The sequence below is a fragment of the Bradyrhizobium sp. LA6.1 genome (genome assembly GCF_040547805.1).
Lineage (GTDB): Bacteria > Pseudomonadota > Alphaproteobacteria > Rhizobiales > Xanthobacteraceae > Bradyrhizobium > Bradyrhizobium barranii.
This window is the reverse complement of sequence record NZ_JBEPQK010000013.1, coordinates 49,011-71,451: the sequence shown is the minus strand read 5'-3', so window position 1 is coordinate 71,451 and position 22,441 is coordinate 49,011. Positions and strand designations below refer to the sequence as shown.

Sequence of the window (22,441 nt, the reverse complement as noted above, 5' to 3'; positions counted from 1 at the left end):
ATGCTTCGCATCGCCAGGCGCGATCCGACCTCTCCCCGTAAGAACGGGGAGAGGTGAAAAAAACTAAGCCGCCTTGGCGAGCTGCGCCTTGGTCTCGGCAAACGCCCAGTCGATCCACTGCGTGAGCAGCTCGACGTCCTTCGCCTCGACGGTGGCGCCGCACCAGATGCGCAGGCCGGCCGGTGCATCGCGGTAGTAGGCGAAGTCGTAGCCCGCGCCTTCCTTCTCGACCAGCGCGACCAGCTTCTTGGAGAAGTCGGCCTGCGCGTCCTCGGAGAGCGAGGTGATCGCGGGATCGGTGAACTTCAGGCACACCGAGGTGTTGGAGCGGATCGCTGCGTCCTTGGCCAGGAAGTCGACCCAGGGCGTCTTCGCCTTCCAGTCGGCCAGCACCTTGGTGTTGGCGTCGGCGCGCGCAATCAGCGCCTTGAGGCCGCCGATCGACTTGGCCCAGTTCAGCGCATCGAGATAATCCTCGACGCACAGCATCGACGGCGTGTTGATCGTCTCGCCGACGAAGATGCCTTCGTTGATCTTGCCGCCCTTGGTCATGCGGAAGATCTTCGGCAGCGGCCAGGCCGGCTTGTAGGTCTCGAGCCGCTCCACCGCGCGGGGCGACAGGATCAGCATGCCGTGCGCGGCTTCGCCGCCGAGCGCCTTCTGCCAGGAGAAGGTGACAACGTCGAGCTTGGCCCAGTCGAGCGGCTGCGCGAACGCGGCCGACGTCGCGTCGCAAATGGTCAGGCCTTCGCGGGTCGCGCTGATCCAGTCGGCGTTCGGGACGCGCACGCCTGACGTGGTGCCGTTCCAGGTGAAGACGACGTCGCTGTTGGGATCGACCTTCGAGAGGTCGGGGATTTCACCGTAGGCAGCGTTGAGCTTGGTGACGTCCTTGAGCTTCAATTCCTTGACGATGTCACTGACCCAGCCCTCGCCGAAGGATTCCCAGGCGAGCGTGGTGACGGGCCGCGCACCGAGCAGCGACCACAACGCCATCTCGACCGCGCCGGTGTCGGACGCAGGAACGATGCCGATGCGATAATCGGCGGGCACTTCAAGCACTTCGCGCGTCAGATCGATCGCGAGCTTGAGCTTGGTCTTGCCGACCTTCGCGCGATGCGAACGGCCGAGCGCTGCGTCCTTGAGATTTTGGGCGTTCCAGCCGGGGCGCTTGGCGCAGGGACCGGAGGAGAAATGCGGCACGTTCGGCCGCGAAGCGGGCTTCGCTACAGTCATAATCTACCCTTCCAGATAGTAAGCCTCCCGTTGGGGGGAGGTGTCCCGCCGCGGCTGATACGGGAAACGGGAAGAGTCGTCAAGGAAGTTCCGGCATCTCACGCTGGAGTGAAGGCGCTTCCGGCGCAATCTTGGGCGATTCGACCACGGCAAGCGCGTTCAGCAAGTCCGTGGCATCGCTGATCAATTGCGCGGCACGACGGCGGCTGCCGACTTTCAAAATGCATTTGTCATTGGCCTGCACGACGTAATCGTTGCCGACCTTGATCATGGAATAGCTTGTCATCGAAATCCCCGAACCGACCGAGCCCGGTGTCTGACGCTGCCGTAGCACCGTTCGTTCCCGGCTCAACGTGAACGACGGCTGGGTAGTTTACCGGCTCTTAATATGAACGAATGCGCGATCCGAATTTGCTGATCGCGCAAGGCTCGCGACGAGCTGCGTCAAAAGCGGACAGTCATGCCGACGTGACTAGCAGCGAACCCGAGCCGCTTGTAGAAGCGCTGCGCATCTGTTCGCGTCTGATGCGTCAGCAGTTCGACCAGATTGCAGCCGCGCGCTTTCGCTTCCGCGACCGCCCATTGCACCAGCTGCTCACCGATGCCGCGGCTGCGACAATCGGAAGCAACGCGGACATCTTCGAGCAGACCGCGGATGCCGCCTTGCGTGCTGATGCCCGGCAAGATCGCGAGCTGCAGGCAGCCGACCACCCTGCCCTCGCTCTCTGCCACCACGAGCGTGAGATTTTGATCGCACTCGACCCGCTCGAACGCCTGGTAATAGGACTCAGGCAAGGGATCCTCGACGCGCTCGCGGGCACGCCCGAGATGATCGTCGGCAAGCATGGCGACGATCGCCGCAACGTCCTCGCGGCGCGCGGGACGGATGGAGACGGACTTCTCGTTCATGTCGGGAAACTCCAAGAATCAGCGCGGCTCTCAGCGCGCCGGTGGAAGGCCGAGCCAGGCTTCGGCCTCGCCGATCCAGCGGCGGATGGCGGCATGGCGGCTGAGATCGAAGCCACCTTGATGCGCGAGGCGGGTATAGGCGAGCAGCGAGACGTCGGCGAGCGAAACTTCCTCGCCGGCAAAGAAGCGGCTTGCCGCAAGATGCTGCTCCATGCGGTCGAGCGCCGCATAGCCGCGCTTGACCTTGTCAGGATCGAGTTCGGACGCATCCTTGCCGAGATACACAAGCTGGAAGCGGCACACCGCGATATAGGGCTCGTGGCTGTACTGTTCCCAGAACAGCCATTCGTCCATCTTGGCCGCAGTGAAGGCATCGCGCGGAACGAGCGCGCTGTCGCGGGCGAGATAGCGGATGATGGCATTGGACTGCGCCAGCGTGCGGCCGTCGTCGAGTTCGACGGTCGGCACCTGGCCGGCGCCGTTCATTTTAAGGAATTGCGGCGTGCGCGTCTCGCCCTTGCGGGTGTCGATCTCGATCCATTGGTAAGGCAGCGCGAGCTTGTCGCAGACCCACTTCACCTTCAGACAATTTCCGGAGTTGGTATCGCCGTAGATCTTCATCGCTGCCGCTCCGCGTCTAGCGACAGAGCATCAGGACGCCGCCGCCCTGTCAACCGGCTGCATCGGCGCGTCTAGAACTGGTAGCCGGCGCCGACGCGGAAGTTGTTCAGGCCGACAGTAATGTCCTTCACGTTTGAGAAGCCGACATGCTCCCATTCACCGCGAATGAGGAAGTTGCCGCAGATCGCGTATTCGACGCCGATGCCGGCCGTCCATCCGTACATAAAGCTGTTGGTGCGCTGCTCGGTGCTGGACAGTGTGGCTGAACCGGCGGGAAGATGGCGATGAACCGTCGTAGTCACGCCGCCGCTGACCACAGCCTCGTCGAAGTCGTCGTATTTCTGCCAACTCACGGTCGCAAATCGCGAGACTTCAGCGCGCCCGACCGCCAGCCCGGCGAAACCATACGGCATGAAGTCGCCGCCGTCCCAGCCGACCCGACCCCGGAAAGTCGCATAATCCTTGAGCTTCAATGAAGCACCGCCACCGAGCGAGGTGTTGTAAGTGTAGGTATGGCCCGCGGGACCCGTTTCGCCGGGAAGTATTCGGCCCATGGAGTCGCTGGCCGTGCTCGATATGCTGCTCATGTAGCTGTAATTGGCTTCGACGCCCATCACGGCGTCGTAGAGCTGCCAGTTCTTGCCCACATAGGCGCCGAACCCCGTCGACTGCACGTGGTTTTTCGGCAGCAGCGACCAACCGCCGACCGGCGCCTGCAGGATGCTGTTGCGAAGCATGAAATCGGTCATCGACTTCGGGGCGTGACTGAAGTCGATGTCGGTCGTGGCAAAGCCGAACTGGCCGCCGACATAGAAGCCGTCCCAATTATGGGATGACTTCGACAGGCCGTCGGTGAAGCTGCCGCGCAAGATGGGAAGATCGGAGAGATCGGCCGCGTGCGCAGCAGACACCGTCCCCAACATCGCCGCCGCCAACAACATCAGCCCACGCATCACAACGCTCCATCGAACTCGAACTGTTGCGATGATCATCGCCTGTTAACCTTAACCAATGGTTGCGTCGGATGCTTTCGTCGCCGTCGAGCAATGAAAAATACGCAAAGCAAAACGGCGCGGGATGATCCCGCGCCGTTAAGAGACGTTAAGCGATGGAGCTGACGATCAGCCCTTGGTGACGAGCGGCGGCATGTAGGCCGGCGGGCTGCTCAGATCCCAACGCACGCCGAGCTTCACGTCATGCGAGGTGATATCCTTGATCTTGATTGTCGACGGACCCGAGATGCTGTTGTCGTAGGCGCGGAAGTTGCCGGGATTGGCGTCGCCGAGATCCATGTAGCTGTAGGCGAGTTCGACGGTGAAGCCGGGGCTGACCTTGTAGGCAAGACCGGCGTGGGCGGCCCAGGCGAAATTCCACTTACCGTTGTCGGCAAAGTAGGTTGCGCTGCTGGACGGCACGCCGCCAGCGATCTGAATGCCGTCGTCACGGAATCCACTGAGCTTGTTGTAGGAGCCGCCGACACCAGCACCGACGAACGGGGTGATACACCACCAGGTGCCGAGATCGACATAGGCATTCGCCATGACGACCCACTCCGACTTGCTACCGGAGTAGCTGTCGGACCCGACGAAGCCGGGTGCGATGACGTTGTCCGCACCGTGCAGATTGGCCCTGCCGCGATACTGGCCGATCACGTCGGCGCGGAACCAGTTGTTGAAGCGATAGCCGACGCCGAGGTCGAACAGCGGCGAGGAGTCGAAGCCGAGTCCCACCGTGGTCGTCGGGAACGTCTGCGCGGTCGCGCTGTCGATCCGCTTGGCGCTCTGGTTGGTCATGCCGATGTCGCCGCGGAGATACCAGCCGCCGAAGTCGGCGGGCGGAGCCGGCGGCGCGTACATGGGAGGCGGAGCGGCGATCGGCATATCGGCGGCGAACGCCATCGACGAGATGAGGGTCGCCGCACCTGCGGCAAGGAGAGACTTAACGCTACGCATTTGGCTTCGTCCTTATGGCCGGTGAGGCAAAATGCTGACGCCCCACGTTCTGGAAACTCACGGGAGGACGATGGCACCAAATGTTTAAGCGCCACTTAACCCTAATTTTTAAGGTTGATTTTTTCTCACCACTCGCGCGCATGCGGCAGAAGCGTTGCAAAAATGCGGCGCCCCGACGCGCCAATTGCTAACGATTGATGAAGCCGCAATGCAGCGAAACAGGATTTGTTAACGCAGGTGCCGCGGCAGCTTGGGCAGGAACACTGCAAGCAGGCCGATCGCCGGCAGCCAGGCACAGACCTGGTAGACGAACTCGATCGAGGTGTGATCGGCGAGCTTGCCGAGCACGGCGGCACCCAGGCCTCCGATGCCGAAGGCAACACCGAAGAACACGCCGGAGATCATGCCGAAGCGGTGCGGCACCAGTTCCTGCGCGAACACGATGATCGACGACGTCGTCGAGGAGATGATCAGGCCGATGATCACCGACAGCACCGCGCTCGCATAGAGCCCGGCATAGGGCAGCGCCAGCGTGAACGGCAGCGCTCCGAGGATCGAGATCCAGATCACGATCTTGCGGCCGAAGCGATCGCCCAGCGGACCGCCGAAGAACGCGCCGACCGCATTCGCGGCGAGGAAGATGAAGAGATAGATCTGCGCCGCCTGCGTCGACACGCCGAAGCGATCGATCAGATAGAAGATGTAGTAGCTCGACAGGCTCGAGACGTAGAGCTGCTTCGAGAACAAGAGCGCCACCAGCACGGCAAGCGCGACCGCGACGCGGCGCGAGCTCGGCGCGTCGGGATGGGCCTGAACCGCCGCCGTCTTCTTCGCCTTGATCTGCGGCTCGTACCAGCGGCCGATGCGCCAGAGGATGAGGATCGCGAGGAACGCGATCGAGGAGAACCATGCGATGCTGCCCTGCCCGAACGGCACCACGATCAGCGCCGCCAGCACCGGCCCCATCGACGTGCCGAAGCTGCCGCCGAGCTGGAACACCGACTGCGCGAAACCATAGCGGCCGCCGGAGGCAAGCCGCGCGATGCGCGCGGATTCAGGGTGAAACACTGCCGAGCCGAGGCCGACCAGCGCAGCCGCGGCGAGGATGACGAGATATTGGTGCGCGGCGCTGAGCAGCAGCAGGCCGAAGAAGGTCGAGGCCATGCCGATCGCGAGCGAATAGGGCTGCGCCTTCTTGTCGGTGTAGTGCCCGACCACCGGCTGGAGCAGCGAAGCCGTGAACTGGAAGGCCAGCGTGATCATGCCGATCTGCGCGAAGTCGAGCGCGTAGGTGTCCTTCAGGATCGGATACACCGAGGCGATCAGCGACTGCATGGTGTCGTTGAGGAAGTGCGAGAAGCTGATGCCGGCGAGCACGACATAGGCCGGCCCTGCGGCAGCCCGGGCGGCGGGCGCCACGTCGCTGACGACGACCGGCTCGGTCAGCGTTTCCTCGGAGACGACGACAGGCTTGTTCAATGGAGCATCCCGGCGCGGCACGACAGATTGCCGCACCGCCTAACTACGATGCCGGCTGCGGCCGATCCACCGCCAATCGTCGATGGCTGGAATGCACGTGCCGGATTCACCGCGAGGCGACACGCCCTGCTTGGTTCGAGACGCCCGCCGTTGGCGGGCTCCTCACCATGAGGGTCCGGGATTTCGTAGCCCGGATGGAGCGAAGCGTAATCCGGGACGTCTATGTCCGCGGGCGCGATCCCCGGATTTCGCTGCGCTCCATCCGGGCTACGATCGTGCTTCGCGTAGCGATGCGGCTCAGGCCGCGGCCTGTCCGAGTGCGGAGACGATGGTGTCGACGACGTCCTCGACCAGCAGGCGGTCCTCGCCCTCGCCCATGACGCGGATCACCGGCTCGGTGCCGGACGAGCGGATCAGAAGGCGGCCGTGGCCGTTGAGCCGCTTCTCGCCGTCGGAGATCGCCGATTTGACGTCGGAATCCTCGAGCGGCTTGCCGCTCTTGTAGCGGACGTTCTTCAGGATCTGCGGCAGCGGGTCGAAACGGTGGCAGACCTCCGACACGGGCCGGCGCAGCTTCTGCACCACGGCCAGCACCTGCAGCGCCGCAACGAAGCCGTCGCCGGTGGTGGCATAGTCGGACAGGATGATGTGGCCGGACTGCTCGCCGCCGAGATTGTAGCCGCCTTTCAGCATCTGCTCGAGCACGTAGCGGTCGCCGACCGGCGTGCGCACGAGATCGAGCCCCTGCCCCTTGAGGAAGCGTTCGAGGCCGAGATTGGACATCACGGTGGCGACGATGCCCGGCCGCGACAGCCGGCCGTCTTCCTTCCAGCTCTGCGCGATCACCGCGAGCAGCTGGTCGCCGTCGACGGTGTGGCCGCGCTCGTCGACCAGGATGACGCGATCGGCGTCGCCATCGAGCGCGATGCCGATGTCGGCGCGCATCTCGCGCACCTTCTTCGACAGCGTTTCCGGCGAGGTCGAGCCGCATTCCTTGTTGATGTTGAAACCGTCGGGCTCGACGCCGATCGGCACGACGTCGGCGCCCAATTCCCACAGCGCTTCCGGCACCACCCTGTAAGCGGCGCCGTTGGCGCAATCGACCACGACGCGCAGGCCGTCGAGCGAGAGATCGCGCGGCAGCGTGCGCTTGGCGAATTCGATGTAGCGGTCATGCACGCCGTCGATACGGCGGGCGCGGCCGAGGCTCGCGCTCTGAGCGAGCCGCTTGTCGAGGGATTCGTCGAGCAGCTGCTCGATCTGCTTCTCGACGTCGTCGGAGAGCTTGAAACCCTGCGGGCCGAACAGCTTGATGCCGTTGTCCTCGAACAGATTGTGCGAGGCCGAGATCATCACGCCGAGATCGGCGCGCATCGACTTGGTCAGCATCGCCACCGCCGGCGTCGGCATCGGGCCGACCAGCAGCACGTCCATGCCGACCGAGGTGAAGCCCGCGACCATCGCATATTCGATCATGTAGCCGGACAGACGCGTGTCCTTGCCGATCACGACCCGGTGGCGATGGTCACCGCGCTGAAACGCAAGGCCTGCGGCCTGGCCGACCTTGAGCGCGAGCTCCGGCGTGATCAGTCCGTTGGCGCGGCCCCGGATCCCGTCCGTCCCGAAATATTTGCGGCTCATATCGTCCCCCACGCAACAACCAGGGACCCCTCTACAACTACGGGATGCCCGAAAGGGCCCCGCATCCCTGATTTGCTGAGACGTTATAATGCCTTCGCGGCCAACTTGGCTTCAAAAAATGTGATTAATCATTACGGGACCGGGCCCAAGGCGCCCCGGTAACTTATTGTTAGCACTATATTTCCGGCCGACAGCGCGGAATGGGGCGGAACCCGCCCCTAGTCGGAGCGCTTCACATGGCCGTCCTGGCGGCTCGGCGCCGGCTGGGTGACGTTGACGGGATCGGACCCCGGGAAGGTCTCTTCCAGACCCTCCTCCAGCGCGTCGTCGAGATCCTGCTTCTCCTTGATCTCTTCCGGTGTCGGCTGGCCGCGCGGTTTGCTCATGGCGCCCTCCTCCCAAACGATTTGGCTGTGCATCCAACCATGCTAGATGACCCCTCGATCTTCCGATGCAAGACTTCTGAAGCAAGACTTCTGATGCAAGACGGGCCGGGGAAACGTTCATGAAGCACATCACCTGTATCGACGATCTTCGCACGCTGCATCAGCGCCGCGTGCCGAAGGCGTTCTTCGACTATTGCGACCGCGGCTCCTATGCCGAGGAAACGCTGCGCGCCAACCGCGAGGACATGCAGGCGATCAAGTTCCGCCAGCGCGTCCTGGTCGACGTCTCCAGGCGCGACACCTCGACCATGATCCTCGGCGAGTCCTCGACCATGCCGTTGATATTGGCGCCCGTCGGCCTCCTGGGCATGCAGCATGGCGACGGCGAGATTCACGCCTGCCGCGCCGCGCAGGCCGCCGGCATCCCGTTCACGCAGTCGACGATGTCGATCTGCTCGATCGAGGACATCGCCGCCAATGTCGAGAAGCCGTTCTGGTTCCAGCTCTACGTGATGAAGGACCGCGGCTTCATCAAGGAATTGATCCAGCGCGCGATGGCGGCGAAATGCAGCGCGCTCGTGCTGACCGTCGATCTCCAAGTGATCGGCCAGCGCCACCAGGACATCAAGAACGGCATGACGGTGCCGCCGGAATGGTCGCTGTCGAAGCTGATCGATTTCGCCACCAAGCCGGCCTGGGTGTCGGGCGTGCTGCAGGGCAAGCGCCGCACCTTCGGCAATCTCGCCGGTCATCTGAAGGTCAGCGACGACATCACGTCGCTCTCGACCTGGATCAACTCGCAGTTCGACACCTCGCTGAACTGGAACGACATCGAGTGGATCCGCAGCATCTGGCCGGGCAAGCTGATCCTGAAGGGCATCCTCGACGTCGAGGACGCCGAGCTCGCCGCGAAGACGGGCGCGCAGGCGCTGGTCGTCTCCAACCATGGCGGCCGGCAGCTCGACGGCGCGCCGTCCTCGATCGAGGCGCTGCCGGAGATCGTCGACGCGGTCGGCTCGCAGATGGAGATCATGTTCGACGGCGGTGTCCGCTCCGGCCAGGACGTGATGCGCGCGCTCGCGCTCGGCGCAAAGTCCTGCATGATCGGCCGCGCCTACGCCCATGGCCTCGGTGCCGGCGGCCAGGCCGGCGTCGCCAAGGCGATCGACATCATCCAGAAGGAGCTGCTCACGACCATGGGCCTGTGCGGCGTCAACCGGATCGACGAGATCGACGATCACATCATTGCGGTGTGAGGCGTAGCGGCAGCGCCGTAGGGTGGGCAAAGCGAAGCGTGCCCACCAACTTTCGCGAAACACAGGAGCGTGGTGGGCACGGCGCAAGTGCGCCTTTGCCCACCCTACGAGTTCAGCGCCAGTCCCTCACATCGGCGGCGTAATCCCATCCCTGCCGACGTTCACCCGGTTGGCCTCGAGCGAGCCGTCCTCCTTCTTCGCCGCGCCGAAGATGATCAGCTTGGCGCCGGGCTTGATCTCGGATTTGTCGCTGGCGACGAAGGTGACGATCGGCGTATCCGGCGGCACCACCACTTTCTTCTCGCCGTCCTTGTACTTGACGGTGATGTTCTGGCCGTCGGTGCCTTCCACCGTCTGCGCCACGGTCGCGTTGGTCATGGTCGAGTTCGCGCGCGCATCCCAGGGACGAAAACCTTCGGCCGCGCCGCGCTGGTTCTCGGGGAAGATGTGCACGGCGATCGCCTTCTGCGTGCCGTCGGGCTGGGGCATGCCGGTCACGCCGATATAGGATCCTTCCTTGATCTCCGACAGTGAGGTCTTCACCACGGCGAAGACCGCGACGTTGTCGGTCATGCGCACCTTCACGTCGCTGCCTTCGCGCGTCTTGATGCCGAGGGTGTTGCCGTCGACGCTCTCGATGGTGCCGCGGATGCGGACCGTCGGCGACTGCTGCGCCGAGGCGGAGAACATGGATGTGACGGCAAACGCCGCCACGAACAGGCGCGGCATCCAGCTTGATTTCGACATGTTGCGATTCTCCTTCACATCGGCGGTGTCAGGCCGTCGAGGCCGACACTGACGCGGTTGGTTTCAAACGAGCCGTCCGGCAGCTGCTTCATGAAGGCGACGACTTTTGCGCCGGCCTTCAGCTCGGATTTGTCGCCGGGCACGAAGGTCACGACCGGCGTGTTGTCGGCGACGAACACCTTCTTCTCGCCGTCCTTGTACTTCACCAGCAGCGTATGGCCGTCATTGCCGACCACACTCTCCGACACCGTGGCATTGGTCATGGTGGAGTTCGGCTTGAGGTCATAGGGCCGCGAGCCCTCGCCGGTGCCGCGCATGCTCTCCGGAAACACGTGGACCTCGACCGCGTTCTGGCCGCCGTCCGGACCCGGCACCGTGGTGGCGCCGACGAAGGAGCCGACCTTGATGTCGGCGAGTGAAATTTTGGTAACGCCCGACACGTTCACGTCAGGGGCGATGCGAAGCTTGACGTCCTCGCCGCTGCGCGACTTGACCTGCATGGTGTCGCCATTGACGCTCTCGATCGTGCCACGCACGCGCGTCGGCACCGGCGCCCTCTGCGCGACGGCATAGAGGGTGGAAGCGGCCACCATCGCGACGGCGATGAGCGGACGTGTGAAAGTTGCACGTTGAACAGGCATGACGGTCTCCGGATTGTCCCCACGGGGATAGAACTCCGGAGGTGGGGTGCTATTCGCCGTTACCCTTTCAAGTCTTTGTGAGATCGGCCTCGACCAGCGCGCGCAGCTCGGCCGTGACTTCAGGCCTTTGGCCGAACCACAGCTCGAAGCCGCGCACCGCCTGGTGCAGGAGCATGCCGAGCCCGTCGGCGGTGTTCAGGCCGCGCGCCTTCGCAGCCGCCAGCAGCGGCGTCACCAGGGGAACGTAGACGAGGTCGGCGACGACCGCCCCGTCCGGCAGGCGCGCCACATCGACATCGAGCGAAGGCTGGCCGTGCATGCCGAGCGAGGTCGTGTTGACGAGAAGTCTTGCGCGCGGCAGCACGTCGTTGATGCCGTCCCAGGGAATCGGATGCACGTTCGGCCCGAACTGTCTTGCCAGCGTCTCGGCGCGCGCGATGGTGCGGTTGGCGAGGTGGATACGCTTGATGCCGCGTTCGAGCAGGCCGAACACGACCGCGCGCGAGGAACCGCCGGCCCCGAGCACCAATGCCTCTTCCGCCCTGTCCCAACCGGCCGCGCCGGCATCGAGATTGCCGATGAAGCCTTCGACGTCGGTATTGGTCGAGCGGAGCTCGCCGTCGGCAAACCACAGCGTGTTCGCAGCGCCGACGGCCCTGGCACGCGCATCGGGCGTGGACAGCGCCAGCACGTCTTCCTTGTGCGGGATGGTGACGTTGGCGCCGACGAAGCCGCGCAGCGACAGCCGCAGCACGAAGTCGCGCAGATCCTCGGGCGGGACCGCCTCGATGACGTAACCACCCTCGATCCCGAGCGTGCGCAGCCAGTAACGATGGATCAGCGGCGAGCGCGAATGCGCGGCCGGCCATCCGATCAAACAGGCTGCGGGAGTCCTGAGCGCGGTCATCTGTCCCTCGGGTCGTGTTCGAGGCGATCCATTTCGCGTCCCGCCGGCTCTGTCAAGCGCGCGACCGCCGCATCGCCGCAGCCAAAGCCAGCGCCGCGGCAGCGGCGAACCAGATCGCGGCGAGGTTGATCCGGGCATAGCCGAGCGCGCCGCTCGCCGAGCCCGCAACGAGCGCCGCCCACAACAGCAGGTTCGGCGCCCAATTCCAGCGCGGCCCGCCGGTGAGGCTCACCGCGAGGAACTGGCCGACCTTGACCAGCGCGCCCGTGACATAGGTGAGGCCAAGGCCCGAGCCGCCATCGATCTGGAACACGGCGTTCTCCAGGCCCATCGCGAGCACGATGGCCGCGATCGCGAGGGTCGACAGGCCGTAGGCATGGCAAAGTCCGGCACCCGCAAGCAGCCCGGTTTCAATGAGAAGCAGCCAGGGCTGCCGCTCGGCCCCGCCGCCGAGCACGACGAGGCTGCCGGCCGCGGCTCCGGCCACGAACAGCGCGATCAGGCCGAGGGCGCTGGCGGCCTGCCACCACTGCGCCTCCGCAAGGCTGACGCCGAGACGCGTGGAGTTGCCGCTCATGAACGAGACGAACAGGCCGCCGAGATGCAGGAAACCGATGCCGTCGACATAGCCCGCCAGCATGCTGAGCGCGCAGGCCAGCGCAATATTGCGACGCGAATCCAGCATTCGCTGCACCACCGCCGTGACGCGGCAGTGTCGATCAAATCGGCCGGCTTGAGAAGTGCGCTGCCGTCAGGTCGCGGCCGCGTCATCGGCCGCGCGCTGCGCCGCGCCGCCCTTGATGTCGGCGACGGCACGCGCGATCGTCGCGCGATAGCGCGCACGGGGCGGCGTCACGCCGTGGGTGAGCAGCGCGCGGCGAACCGCGGGCGACGCCCCCGTGATGAACAGCCGGATGCCGTGGCGGTGCGCCTTGACGGCGACGCGACCGAGCACGTTGGCGGCCGTCGAATCCAGGAACGGCACCGCGGCGAAATCGACCACAAGACCCTTGCGCTGGTCGGCAATGCCGTCGAGCACGTTTCCGATTGCCGAGGCGGCACCGAAGAAGAACGCACCGGTGATGCGATAGACCAGCACGTCGCGATCGATGGCGAGCGCGGGATCGTAAGGCACGCGCTCGCCATTGCCGTCATCGGGACGATCGGCGGCCACCAGCGGGGAGCGCTCCTCGATGCCCGTCATCTCCGCCATGCGGTGGATGAACAGCACCGCGCCCAGCGCGAAGCCGACCAGGATGCCTTCGGTCAGGTCGCGGAAGATGGTGAGCAGGAAGGTCGCGAGCAGCACGACGGCATCGCCCCAGGATGAGCGCAGCAGCGTCGCGAATTCGTGCTTCTCCGCCATGGTCCAGGCGACGACGACGAGCACGGCGGCGAGCGCGGCCAGCGGAATGTAGCTCGCGAGCGGTGCTGCGATCAGCATGAACAGCAGCAGGAAGACCGAATGCAGCATGCCCGCGAGCGGCCCACGTCCGCCGGCGCGGATGTTGGTGGCGGTGCGCGCGATCAGGCCGGTGACGCAGATGCCGCCGAACAACGCCGAACCGATATTGGCCGCGCCTTGCGCCACCAGCTCGCAATTGGAGCGGTGGCGGCGTCCGGTCATGCCGTCGGCCACCACCGCCGACAGCAGCGATTCGATCGCGGCGAGCAGCGCGAACGAGATCGCATCCGGCAGCACGGCCGTTGCCTTCGCAAGCGAGAACGCCGGCAGCGCCGGCGACGGCAATTCGCGCGGAATGCCGCCGAACCGGCTGCCGATGGTTTCGACCGGCAGCGCCAGCACGGCAGTCGCGACCGCCGCGAGCACGACCGCAATCAGGATGCCGGGCCAGGACGGCCGCCAGCGCCGCAGGCCGGCGATGACGGCAATGCTGACGATCGCGACCGCGACGGCGGAGGGATTGATCGTGTGCAGGCCTGCGGCGAGCGCAACGAGTTTCGGCACGAATTCGCTGGGCTCTTTCCCGGCCAGCGTGATCCCGCCGAGATCGCGGAGCTGGCTGGCGAAGATGATCACGGCGATGCCCGCGGTGAAGCCGACCGTGACGGGGTAGGGAATGAACTTGATGTAGGTGCCGATCCGCAACAGGCCCGCGGCGATCAGGACCATGCCCGCCATCAGGGTGGCGAGGATGACGCCATCGACGCCGTGCCGCTCCGCCGTCACCGCGACCAGCACGATGAAGGCGCCGGCGGGCCCGCCGATCTGGAAGCGACTGCCGCCGAGCAGCGACACGATGAAGCCACCGACGACAGCGGTGTAGAGCCCGCGGTCCGGCGTCACGCCCGAGGCGATTGCGATCGCCATCGACAGCGGCAGCGCGACGATGGCAACCGTCAGGCCCGCGAACACATCGGCGCGGAGATCCGCGAGGCCGTAGCCTTCGCGCCAGACGGTGACGAGCTTGGGGAGATAGAGTTCGGCAAAGGTCGGTCGACGCAGCTGATGCAGCTTGCCTGCGTGTTGGCCTGTGATGCTCATTTCCGCAGAGTGCTCCGCTGCCCACAATGCTCCGGTGCATCGTGCAGCGCGCGCGTGCGACGATGCGCTAGCTTATCCCGAGCACGATCAACGCGATCATGCTCCCACGCGGCGCGGCGGCCCCGGCTCCTTCAGGCGAACGCCCCGCCCGCCGCTGTCGCTGCGGGCCTGCTCGCCGATCAGCTCGACGCCGGCCCGGTCGAACGCCTCGACCACCTTGATCAAGGTCTCGACCACGCCGCGCACATTGCCGGTGCTGGCCTCCATCCGCTGGATGGTCGGCAGCGAAACGCCGGCGAGCTCGGCCAAGGCTTTCTGGTCAATGCCAAGCAGCGCGCGGGCTGCCCGCATCTGGAACGACGTGATCACCGTGGCCTCACGTATCAGAGTTTATAAGTGATATCTGGAGCATGCACAATGATGTAAAATACATCATTGCAAGGCGAACGCAAGGGAGTTTGCCGTACGACCCGTCCGTCTCCACCGTCATTGCGAGGAGCGAAGCGACGAAGCAATCCAGAATCCCTCCGCGGAAAGACTCTGGATTGCTTCGCTGCGCTCGCAATGACGGAGAGGAGGAGGCTGTGTGAGTCCAGTTTTCACGGTGCGCGCGGAAACAGCCCCTCTCCCCGTAAAGAACGGGGCGAGGGAGTGAGAGAGCCGTGCTTCCCTTACATCACGCCGCGTGCTGATGCGCGGCGATGATCTGGTCGGCGGCGCGGCCGGTCACCTCGGCCATGTGGTCGAACTGACGGGTGAAGCTGCCGGCTCCAGCCGTGGCCGAACGCAGCTCGACGATGAGCTCGCCGATCTCCGCCTCCGGCATCATGGCGCGGACGCAGTCCCAACCGCTCCAGCCGTCACGGGTGTCGAAGCCGAGGATCTGGCCGCGCCGCGCCGACAGGATCGCGTTGATCTTGGCGGTGGCGTCGGTCGGGCAGACGATCTCGACCACGTGGATCGGCTCCAGCAGGACGGACTGGCATTGCGGCAGGCCTTCGTTGAGCCCGACCCGCGCCGCCGTGCGGAAGGCGAGGTCGGACGAGTCGACGCTGTGATAGGAGCCGTCGGTCAGCGTCACCTGCAGATCGGTGACGGGGAAACCGAGCGGGCCGCGCGTCAGTCCGTCGACAACGCCCTCTTCCACCGCGCCGATATAATTGCGCGGCACCGCGCCGCCGACCACCTTCTCGGTGAACTTGAAGCCCTCGCCGCGCGGCAGCGGCTTGATGTCGAGCACGACATCGCCGAACTGACCGTGACCGCCGGACTGCTTCTTGTGGCGGCCGCGCTGAACGATCGGCTTGCGGATGGTCTCCTGGTAGCCGATCGCGGGTGGATGCGAGGTGATCTTGACGCCGAAGCGGTCGCGCAGCCGCTCGCTCGCCACGCGCAGATGCATCTCGCCCTGGCCCCACAGCACGGTGTCGTGGGTCTGGGCGTTCATCACGACGCCGAGCGAAGGATCCTCCTCGTGCAGCCGGGCAAGGGCCTGGCCGAGCTTGACGTCGTCCTTGCGGTCGGTGGCGGCGACCGAGATCGCGAGCACCGGCGGCGTCGGCTCCGGGGCGAACAGCGCAGCCGGCGGGGACTTGCCGCTCGAGACCGTGTCGCCGGTCTTGATCGGGTCGACCTTGGCGAGCGCAACCGTGTCGCCGGCTTCGGCCGCGGCACGCTTGGTATCGTACGCGCCGTTGACGGCGAGGATGCCGGAGATGCGGCCGCTCCCGCCGGAGGCGGATTGCAGCGTCGCTCCGTCGTCGAGATGGCCGGCGAGCAATCGCGTCAGCGACAGCTTTCCGCCGTGCTGCGAATGCAGCGTCTTGAAGACGTAGCCGAGCGCCTCCTTGCCGGCAGGCACACCGAGACGCTTTGCAGTTTCCTCGATGCCGGGCGCCTCGTGGCGCAGGGCCTTCATCAGGCGCAGCACGCCGTTTTCGCGCGCGGCGGCACCCAGCAGCACGGGGCAGATCTGCCCCTCGCGCAATTCGCGGGCGAGATCGTCGAACACCGCATCGCGCGGCGGCTGGATGTCCTCGAGCAATTGCTCCATCAGCGCGTCGTCGTGATCGGCGAGCTTCTCCAGCATCGAGAAGCGGGCCTCCTTCTCGCGATCGAGATCTCCGCCTTCGAGCGCGACCACCTCGGAGGCCTTGTGCTCGCGGTAGATGAACGCACGTTCCAGCGCGAGATCGACGAAGCCCTCGATCAGCTCGCCCTTCCAGATCGGGATCTGGCGCAGCACCAGCGGCACGCGCGAGGCGGGCTGGAGTGTCGCCAGCGTCTCGCGGATGCGCTTGTTGGCGCGGTCGATCTTGTTGAGGAACAGGAAACGCGGGATCTTCAGCTCCTCCAGCTCGCGCAGGATGATCTGAAGCTGCGGCAGCTTCTTCTCGTCGGCCTCGCAGACCACGACCGCGGCGTCGACAGCGGGAAGCGCTGCACGCATGTCGTGGGCGAACTCAACGGAACCGGGACAATCGAGGAAGGTGTAGCTGTCGCCCATGAAACTCGTGGTGGCGGCAGTCAGGCCGACGGTCATCTTGTGATGACGGGCCTCCGGGGAGGCGTCGCCGACGGATGTTCCGGCGTCGACGCTGCCGACGCGGGGGATTGCGCCCGTTCGCGCCAGTATTGCTTCGAGAAGTGTGGTTTTACCGCTTTGGAATGGGCCCACCAGTGCGATGCACCGTGGACCTCGGGGACTTCTGACGTCTTGTCCCATTCGCCGCCTCCTTGGTGTGGAGCTCGGCCCATGATTGGGTCGGCAAACGCCGATGCTCTGCCCGTCCCCGAGATTTGGCAAGCATCAAAAATCGCTGCGGTGCGTCGTTGCCGAGATCGCGTCGGACTGACGCGATCTGCACACGCGAAATTGTCAACGACCCGGACGGAGTTCCAGGCTCTCGAGGCCAGCGGCGACGTTGAGGCCGACCTGGCCCTGCACGCTGAGCGGCTGGAGCGCGATCGAATTGTTGGAGCCGCCGATCAGCGCGTTGCCACCGATACCGACGCCGACCGAGGCGCTGCCCTGCGCGCCGGCATAATTGCCCGAGAGATCGCCGGGGCCGAGCCGGTCGACCGGCGCGAACACGCCCCAGGCCAGCGTGGTCTCCTGGGTGATGCCGATGTCGAGGCCCACTTTACGAATGGTCGCGACGTAGCGATCTTCCGGCAAACCGTCGGCACGCAGGACGCAACCGAGATTGGTCACCGATCCCACGATGAAGCCAACGCTGGCGCCGCCGCGGCATTCGAGCACGCCGACCCGGACCATCCGCTGCTGCTGAGCGCCGCTGTTTGCGACGGAGGCAACGAGGCTGGCCGCGGCGAGCCCGGCGAGGATGAACGAACGGCGCATGAATATCTCCGGCGATGAATGTGATGCGAGCAGAGAGAGCGCCCCACCCGTGTTGCGCGATGGTCTATGCCACAAGAGCCGTGGTGGTGCCAGATCACGCGTGACGATAAGCGTGCAAACAATAAAAAGGCCCGCCGGAGGCGGGCCTTTTCGATAGGTATTTGCGACGGGCTCAGCGGAGATTACCGCAGAAGCGCTGGATGCGCTTGCAGGCGTCTTCGAGGTCCGAGGTCTTGGTCGCGTAGGAGATGCGGAACGCCGGGCCGAGGCCGAAGGCCGAACCCTGCACCACGGCGACGCCTTCGGTCTCGAGCAACTCGGTCACGAAGGTCTCGTCATTGTCGATCACCTTGCCCGACGGCGCGGTCTTGCCGATGGTGCCGGCGCAGGAGGGATAGACGTAGAACGCGCCTTCGGGACGCGGGCACTCGATGCCCTTGGCCTGGTTGAGCATGGAGACCACGAGGTCGCGGCGCTCCTTGAACACCTTATTGTTGGCGGGGATGAAGTCCTGCGGACCGTTCAGCGCTTCCACCGCGGCCCATTGTGCGATCGACGACGGGTTCGAGGTCGACTGCGACTGGATCGTCGACATCGCCTTGATCAGCTGCGCCGGACCGCCGGCGTAACCGATGCGCCAGCCGGTCATGCAATAGGCCTTCGACACTCCGTTCACGGTGAGCGTGCGGTCGTAGAGTTTCGGCTCGACCTGCGCGACCGTGGTGAACTGGAAGTCGTCATAGACGAGGTGCTCGTACATGTCGTCGGTCATCACCCACACATGCGGATGCCTGACCAGCACGTCGGTGAGCGCCTTCAGCTCGGTCCTGGTGTAGGCCGCGCCGGTCGGGTTCGACGGCGAGCACAGGATCACCCATTTGGTCTTCGGCGTGATCGCACGCTCGAGCGCCTCGGCCTGGAGCTTGAAGCCGGTCGCGGCGGTGCAGACCACCGGCACCGGCTCGCCGCCGGCGAGCGCCACCATCTCGGGATAGCTGACCCAGTACGGCGCGGGGATGATCACCTCGTCGCCCGGATTGATGGTCGCCATCAGCGCGTTGTACAGCACCTGCTTGCCGCCGGTGCCGACGATGATCTGGTTCGGCTTGTAGGCCACGCCGTTCTCGCGCTGAAACTTGCCGATGATGGCTTCCTTCAGCTCGGGAATGCCGTCGACGGCGGTGTACTTGGTCTTGCCGGCTTCGATGGCATGGATCGCAGCCAGCTTGATGTTGGCGGGCGTGTCGAAGTCGGGCTCGCCGGCACCGAGGCCGATGACGTTGCGGCCCGCCGCTTTCAGCGCACGTGCTTTATCCGTGACCGCGATGGTCGCGGACGGCTTCACACGGTCGAGCGCAGCGGCAAGGAAGGACATCGTCATCTCCTGACAAGCGTCGTGAACCCTTTGGCCTCACGACTCCGATTGTGGGAATGAGCCACCCTAAAACGTGTGCCGCTGCGCCGCAAGAAACTTCGGCCCGATCTCGAAAAAGTTTACGGATCTGGAGCGCTTCTAGGCGCGTTTTCCCGCAATTTTCCGTAACTTTACCGCCGGAATCCCTCATATCCGGCAAGGCCTGTCCTCGGAGCAATTTTGCGCATTGCGCGCCGACATAAAGCTGACGGCAGTCTGACGCTCGAGAGGACGCTTGAGACAACCTTTGAGCGATTTGCTTTGAAAGACTTTGGCCCGTCAGCGGCCGAAGCGATCACGATCGTTCAACCGTCCCGCACGAACGTGCGGCCGCGCGCTAACGCAAGCGTGATCTGATTTGCAGCGTCGCACGAAAATGATCTTTCGCGGCATTGCGGTGCGGTAGGGTTTTCGAGTTTTTCTATGGCGCGGGTCTTGCGGCGGATTCGCAACGGCATCATTGTTTAGCCGCGGTGCGGGGCAACGAACACCGCGCCTTCCCGTCCTCGGAACGAACTCCAGAATGTACAAGCTCTATTCGATGCAACGCTCCGGCAACAGCTACAAGGTCCGCCTTGCGCTGGCCCTGTTGAGCGTGCCTTACGAAGCAGTCGAGGTGGACATTCTGCGCGGCGAGAGTCGCACGCCGGACTTTCTGACCAAGAACCCGTCGGGACAGGTGCCGCTGCTTGAGGTCGGCGACGACCGCTATCTCGCCGAGTCCAACGCCATCCTCTGGTACGTCGCGGTCGGCACGCCGCTTGCGCCCGAGAACCGCATTGACCGCGCCGAGGCGCTGCAATGGATGTTCTTCGAGCAGCACGCGCTCGAGCCGAACATCGGCGCCGCCTATTTCTGGCTGTCGCTGGTCAAGGGCGGCCGCGATCTCCAGACCCACTCCCTGGAAGACTGGATGGAGCGCGGCTATGGCGCGCTCCAGGTGATGGAGAACCACCTCAAGACCAACGCCTATTTCGCCGCCCGCCAGCTCACGGTCGCCGACATCGCGCTCTACGGCTACACCCACCTCGCCGAGCGCTGCGACTACGACCTCTCGACCTTCCCGGCGATCCGGGACTGGCTGAAGCGCGTGGAAGCTGCACCCGGCTTCGTGGCGATGGACTGGCGGCCCGCCGACGTCGACGACCCCGCCAGCATCGCGGCGGGCGCCTGACGGCGCGCTGGCTCCGGGAATAGCGGGCATAAGGACAGCCCATGCCGCATTCTCGCCATTTTCGACGCTATGGCCGCCCCAATATTGCCGGTTGAAACGGGGAAATTGTTCGAGTCGCGGGTGATTCGCTCGCACGTTGAAGGATTTAGACCATGATTCGGGCGTCCGGCACGGCAGGCTTTCGGGGCCCAACCGTTACCGTTTCGTCTTCCCGGCTGACCAACGCGGTCGTGGCCTCGCTCGCCGTCGCCGCGCTCTCGCTGTGCCTGATCGTCACCCTGACGGTGCTGTCGACCAAGGCGACCATGGCGATGGGCCTGCCGGTCTGATCCCCGTTTCATCCCGGACCCGCCTTCAAGGTGCCGCGCGGCCCGCGCCGACCGGCATCGCGACAGGACACCGATGAAATCGCCTGTGGTAGTCGTTGCAATCACCCTGACTGCGGCCATTCTGGTCGCGGCATCGCTGTTGATTTTCACCGGCGTGCGCAAGAGCTCGGGGACGTCGACGCTGAATGCGCCGGCGCAGCAGCAGCGCCTCAGGCACGCGCATTTGGCCTAAAATCATCCGAAAGCTTTGCCCTTGCCGGCAAGTGCCCCTTAAGCGCACCGCATGAAATCGCATCGCATGGGCGCAACGATCGGCCAGTGTTGCGGCCTTACCTCGTTCGGGAGGAGCGAGACTGGCCCATGCGGTTCGGATGGCGTGCGATCTCCGGTCCGGCACTGACGGCGGCAATTGCGCTGCTGGCGATCCTGCTCGATCGCTATATCCATGTTCCCTCGCCTGCGCCCCTGTTCGTCTGCATCGTGGCGCTCGCCGGCTCACTGTCGGGTCTCGCTTCCGCCATGACCAGCGCTGCCGTCGCGGTGATCGGCGCGGCGTTGTTCTTTCTGGCCCATCGGGCACTGCCGGGCTATGCGGCGGCGGATCTGGTCCGGCTCGGCCTCCTGGCCGTGACGACTGCCGGCACGGCCGCAATCACCGGTCTGATGCGCGAGCGGCTGCTCGGCACATTCGCCGCCGAGCGCCAGAGCCACGCCACCGCCGCACGGCTGTCGGCCGCGCTCGACCAGGTCGATATCGGCATCGTGCTGCTCGACGCCGAGACGCGTGCCGAATTCATCAACCGCGCATTTCGCGACTATTTTGCGCTGCCGGACGAAGTGGCCGACGGCAAGCCGCCCTTCATTGCGCTGATGTATCACAGCCGCGACACCGGCGCGTTCGAACTGCCCGAGGATGAGCTCGGCACCTTCATCGCGCAGCGGATGGAAATGGTGCGGATCGGCGACGCCACGCCGATCAACATCGCCTTGCGCAATGGCGAGGTGCTGCGCTTCGTCTGCGCCGTCCTGCCCGATGGCGGGCGCATGCTGAGCTACACGCCCGTGACCGACCTCGTGCGCCACACCGACCCGCCCGCGCGCGCCGAGTACTACCGTTCGCTGCGCGATCCCGCGGGCCGCAGGCTGATGCGGTACTTGCGCGTCGCGGAGTGATGCGACGGCGCGATTGATCGGCAGTGCGATCATCACGTATGAAGGACGCTTCATCGCCTTGCGTCCTCCGAGATCGCGGAAACTCACATGTCGCTCACCATTCGCTCCGTCACGAAGCAGGACTACGATCAATGGCTGCCGTTGTGGGATGGCTATAACGCTTTCTACGGCCGCTCCGGCCCGACCGCGCTGGCGCCCGAAATCACGCGGATGACGTGGCAGCGCTTCTTCGATGGCTATGAGCCGGTGCATGGGCTGGTCGCCGAGAGCGACGGCAAGCTGCTCGGCATGACGAACTATCTGTTTCACCGCAGCACCACGGCGATCGAACCGTCCTGCTATCTGCAGGACCTGTTCACGCTGGAGGCCTCGCGCGGCAAGGGCGTCGCCTCGGCGCTGATCTACGGCGTCTACGAGCGCGCAAAGCTCGCGGGGTCCCCGCGGGTCTACTGGCAGACGCACGAGACCAACGTCACGGCGCAGAGCCTGTACGACAAGGTCGCCGAGCGCTCCGGCTTCATCGTCTATCGCAAGATCTTCTGATCGCGACAGCCGCGGAGTCCCTGTGGATAACTCTGCCTGTCACCCGCGCGTAACATAGCGGGACTACGTTGCACCTGCGTCTGATCAGGCCCCCCGTCACCGATCAAGCGCCCCAAAGCGGTCCCCGTCAGTCGCCGCGTCTGACAGGGGCCGCATTTTTTTTGGC

Annotated in this window: 24 protein-coding genes; 6 read left to right on the top strand and 18 right to left on the bottom strand. The window is 65.1% G+C overall.

Annotated elements, in window-relative coordinates:
• Nucleotides 1–63: 63 nt before the first annotated feature.
• The 9 genes from ABIB99_RS28035 to ABIB99_RS27995 all read right to left on the bottom strand — a co-directional run bounded on the left by ABIB99_RS28035 (nucleotide 64) and on the right by ABIB99_RS27995 (nucleotide 8,224).
• Nucleotides 64–1,236, bottom strand: a complete 1,173-nt coding sequence (locus ABIB99_RS28035; protein WP_354178486.1) for a phosphoserine transaminase — start codon at nucleotides 1,234–1,236, stop codon at nucleotides 64–66.
• 79 nt (nucleotides 1,237–1,315) lie between these two features.
• Nucleotides 1,316–1,507, bottom strand: a complete 192-nt coding sequence (locus ABIB99_RS28030; RefSeq protein ID WP_225004751.1) for a hypothetical protein — start codon at nucleotides 1,505–1,507, stop codon at nucleotides 1,316–1,318.
• A 173-nt stretch (nucleotides 1,508–1,680) separates the two neighbouring features.
• Nucleotides 1,681–2,145 carry a GNAT family N-acetyltransferase gene (locus ABIB99_RS28025; RefSeq protein ID WP_354178483.1) on the bottom strand — a complete coding sequence of 155 codons (465 nt, stop codon included), beginning with the start codon at nucleotides 2,143–2,145 and terminating at the stop codon, nucleotides 1,681–1,683.
• Nucleotides 2,146–2,175: 30 nt separating this feature from the next.
• Complete coding sequence (locus ABIB99_RS28020) at nucleotides 2,176–2,766, bottom strand: glutathione S-transferase family protein (RefSeq protein WP_354178481.1); 591 nt, start codon at nucleotides 2,764–2,766, stop codon at nucleotides 2,176–2,178.
• A 71-nt stretch (nucleotides 2,767–2,837) separates the two neighbouring features.
• The gene (locus ABIB99_RS28015) at nucleotides 2,838–3,719 is read right to left on the bottom strand and encodes an outer membrane protein (RefSeq protein WP_208084568.1); all 882 of its coding nucleotides are present in this window, start codon (nucleotides 3,717–3,719) and stop codon (nucleotides 2,838–2,840) included.
• Between the two features lie 168 nt (nucleotides 3,720–3,887).
• Nucleotides 3,888–4,718: an outer membrane protein gene (locus tag ABIB99_RS28010; protein WP_247315384.1), complete on the bottom strand. Its 831-nt coding sequence runs from the start codon at nucleotides 4,716–4,718 to the stop codon at nucleotides 3,888–3,890.
• A gap of 228 nt (nucleotides 4,719–4,946) precedes the next feature.
• Nucleotides 4,947–6,197 (bottom strand): MFS transporter, encoded by a 1,251-nt coding sequence (locus tag ABIB99_RS28005; protein ID WP_354178478.1) that lies wholly within the window; start codon nucleotides 6,195–6,197, stop codon nucleotides 4,947–4,949.
• Nucleotides 6,198–6,494: 297 nt separating this feature from the next.
• Nucleotides 6,495–7,838, bottom strand: coding sequence for a phosphoglucosamine mutase (gene glmM / locus ABIB99_RS28000; protein ID WP_063985528.1), 1,344 nt, complete (start codon nucleotides 7,836–7,838; stop codon nucleotides 6,495–6,497).
• Nucleotides 7,839–8,056: 218 nt separating this feature from the next.
• On the bottom strand, nucleotides 8,057–8,224 hold the full coding sequence (locus ABIB99_RS27995) for a hypothetical protein (RefSeq protein WP_166103414.1): 168 nt from the start codon (nucleotides 8,222–8,224) through the stop codon (nucleotides 8,057–8,059).
• 119 nt (nucleotides 8,225–8,343) lie between these two features.
• Between ABIB99_RS27995 and ABIB99_RS27990 the strand changes: the two genes are divergently transcribed.
• Entirely contained in the window at nucleotides 8,344–9,480 is a 1,137-nt protein-coding gene (locus ABIB99_RS27990; protein WP_014492050.1) for an alpha-hydroxy acid oxidase, read from the top strand.
• Nucleotides 9,481–9,606: 126 nt separating this feature from the next.
• Here ABIB99_RS27990 and ABIB99_RS27985 read toward each other — a convergent pair whose 3' ends face one another.
• The 9 genes from ABIB99_RS27985 to ABIB99_RS27945 all read right to left on the bottom strand — a co-directional run bounded on the left by ABIB99_RS27985 (nucleotide 9,607) and on the right by ABIB99_RS27945 (nucleotide 19,017).
• On the bottom strand, nucleotides 9,607–10,227 hold the full coding sequence (locus tag ABIB99_RS27985; protein ID WP_259256197.1) for a single stranded DNA-binding domain-containing protein: 621 nt from the start codon (nucleotides 10,225–10,227) through the stop codon (nucleotides 9,607–9,609).
• A 14-nt stretch (nucleotides 10,228–10,241) separates the two neighbouring features.
• Nucleotides 10,242–10,868: a hypothetical protein gene (locus tag ABIB99_RS27980; protein WP_028151813.1), complete on the bottom strand. Its 627-nt coding sequence runs from the start codon at nucleotides 10,866–10,868 to the stop codon at nucleotides 10,242–10,244.
• A gap of 67 nt (nucleotides 10,869–10,935) precedes the next feature.
• Nucleotides 10,936–11,775 carry a shikimate dehydrogenase gene (locus ABIB99_RS27975; protein ID WP_354178474.1) on the bottom strand — a complete coding sequence of 280 codons (840 nt, stop codon included), beginning with the start codon at nucleotides 11,773–11,775 and terminating at the stop codon, nucleotides 10,936–10,938.
• Between the two features lie 52 nt (nucleotides 11,776–11,827).
• Complete coding sequence (locus tag ABIB99_RS27970) at nucleotides 11,828–12,460, bottom strand: YoaK family protein (protein WP_354178472.1); 633 nt, start codon at nucleotides 12,458–12,460, stop codon at nucleotides 11,828–11,830.
• A 66-nt stretch (nucleotides 12,461–12,526) separates the two neighbouring features.
• Entirely contained in the window at nucleotides 12,527–14,281 is a 1,755-nt protein-coding gene (locus ABIB99_RS27965; protein ID WP_354178470.1) for a SulP family inorganic anion transporter, read from the bottom strand.
• Between the two features lie 96 nt (nucleotides 14,282–14,377).
• The gene (locus ABIB99_RS27960; RefSeq protein WP_014492044.1) at nucleotides 14,378–14,650 is read right to left on the bottom strand and encodes a helix-turn-helix domain-containing protein; all 273 of its coding nucleotides are present in this window, start codon (nucleotides 14,648–14,650) and stop codon (nucleotides 14,378–14,380) included.
• Between the two features lie 307 nt (nucleotides 14,651–14,957).
• The gene (locus ABIB99_RS27955) at nucleotides 14,958–17,006 is read right to left on the bottom strand and encodes an elongation factor G (RefSeq protein WP_354178468.1); all 2,049 of its coding nucleotides are present in this window, start codon (nucleotides 17,004–17,006) and stop codon (nucleotides 14,958–14,960) included.
• Nucleotides 17,007–17,159: 153 nt separating this feature from the next.
• The gene (locus tag ABIB99_RS27950) at nucleotides 17,160–17,642 is read right to left on the bottom strand and encodes a DUF992 domain-containing protein (RefSeq protein ID WP_063985534.1); all 483 of its coding nucleotides are present in this window, start codon (nucleotides 17,640–17,642) and stop codon (nucleotides 17,160–17,162) included.
• A gap of 172 nt (nucleotides 17,643–17,814) precedes the next feature.
• On the bottom strand, nucleotides 17,815–19,017 hold the full coding sequence (locus ABIB99_RS27945; protein WP_039157959.1) for a pyridoxal phosphate-dependent aminotransferase: 1,203 nt from the start codon (nucleotides 19,015–19,017) through the stop codon (nucleotides 17,815–17,817).
• Between the two features lie 562 nt (nucleotides 19,018–19,579).
• Here ABIB99_RS27945 and ABIB99_RS27940 point away from each other — a divergent pair.
• The 5 genes from ABIB99_RS27940 (at nucleotide 19,580) to ABIB99_RS27920 (ending at nucleotide 22,275) form a co-directional block, all read left to right on the top strand.
• A complete protein-coding gene (locus ABIB99_RS27940) occupies nucleotides 19,580–20,230 on the top strand; it encodes a glutathione S-transferase family protein (protein ID WP_071909583.1) in 651 nt (216 codons plus the stop codon).
• 152 nt (nucleotides 20,231–20,382) lie between these two features.
• The gene (locus tag ABIB99_RS27935; RefSeq protein ID WP_014492039.1) at nucleotides 20,383–20,559 is read left to right on the top strand and encodes a hypothetical protein; all 177 of its coding nucleotides are present in this window, start codon (nucleotides 20,383–20,385) and stop codon (nucleotides 20,557–20,559) included.
• A gap of 85 nt (nucleotides 20,560–20,644) precedes the next feature.
• Nucleotides 20,645–20,791, top strand: a complete 147-nt coding sequence (locus ABIB99_RS27930; RefSeq protein WP_162137015.1) for a hypothetical protein — start codon at nucleotides 20,645–20,647, stop codon at nucleotides 20,789–20,791.
• Nucleotides 20,792–20,919: 128 nt separating this feature from the next.
• Nucleotides 20,920–21,732, top strand: coding sequence for a PAS-domain containing protein (locus ABIB99_RS27925; RefSeq protein ID WP_354178464.1), 813 nt, complete (start codon nucleotides 20,920–20,922; stop codon nucleotides 21,730–21,732).
• A gap of 87 nt (nucleotides 21,733–21,819) precedes the next feature.
• Entirely contained in the window at nucleotides 21,820–22,275 is a 456-nt protein-coding gene (locus tag ABIB99_RS27920; protein ID WP_014492036.1) for a GNAT family N-acetyltransferase, read from the top strand.
• Nucleotides 22,276–22,441: the final 166 nt, after the last annotated feature.